The organism is Galactobacillus timonensis (assembly GCF_900240265.1).
Taxonomy (GTDB): domain Bacteria; phylum Bacillota_I; class Bacilli_A; order Erysipelotrichales; family Erysipelotrichaceae; genus Bulleidia; species Bulleidia timonensis.
In genome coordinates this window covers 1-969 of the sequence record NZ_LT964752.1, presented here as the reverse complement: position 1 = coordinate 969, position 969 = coordinate 1, and the positions used below count along the sequence as shown (strand labels likewise).

At 53.5% G+C, this 969-nt stretch carries 1 protein-coding gene; it reads left to right on the top strand.

Features of this window, described 5'->3' with window-relative positions; genetic code table 11:
- Positions 1 to 83: 83 nt before the first annotated feature.
- Positions 84 to 969, top strand: an 886-nt coding sequence (locus C1714_RS13740) for a phage tail tape measure protein (RefSeq protein ID WP_210115368.1), incomplete at its 3' end; no start/stop codon positions are given.

Below are 969 nucleotides of genomic sequence, written 5' to 3'. Positions count from 1 at the left end.
CTGACGACGCTGGCGCAATGCTTGACACCTTAAATAAGGTTGGTCAGGATACCGGCATCAGCATGGACACTCTGGAACAGCTGATGGTGCAGAACAGCACCGCGCTGCAGAGCATGGGATTGAATGCCTCGGATTCTGCGGTTCTGCTTGGCCAGTTGGAGAAATCCGGTGCTGATGTGCAGACGGTCATGATGGGTCTTACGCGCGTGCAGGCATCCGCTATGCAGGATGGTGTCAGCATGCAGGAGGAGTTTCAGAAGGCAGTAGGGAGCTCCGATGAAGCGGTAGCCATCTTCGGAACACGGGCAGGCGCAAAACTATATGAGCTGTTTAACAATGGAACATTGAACGCGGACATGTTTACGCAATCGCAGACAAGTCTTCAGGATGCACTAGGGTCTACAGCTGATACATTTGATGCAATGCAGGACCCTGCCGATCAGTGGCAAACAGTGCTCAACAATCTGATGGTGCTTGGGTATCAGATCGGCGAGGCAGTTATGCCATCTATCACGTCGGCGGTGCAGACACTTGTACCGATTTTGCAGAAGGGAAGCGAAATCTGGGAAGGGTTGAATCCGTCAACGCGGGATCTGATTGTTAAGGCTGCGCTGTTATCAGCTGCTGCCGGACCGGTTATCAGCACTGGTGGGAAATTGATCACAGGTGCTTCAAGCCTGGCATCACATTTCGGCAGTGTTGCATCGAAAGCAGGCGGTTTTGCCTCAAAGCTTACAGGTTTGGGTTCATCCGCTGCGCAGGCAGCACCAGGTGTTACGCAGGCATCGGTTTCGTTCGGACAGTTAGCAGGGCAGGCGTTGTCTCTGGTTGCTCTAGGGGCAGGAATTGCTCTTGCTGGTGTTGGGATCAAACAGGTTGCGGATGCAGCTGTAAAAGTAACACAGGCTGGCCCGGGAGCAGGAACGGCAATGGCATTGATGGTTGTGTCAATTGCTGGCTTAGCAGCTG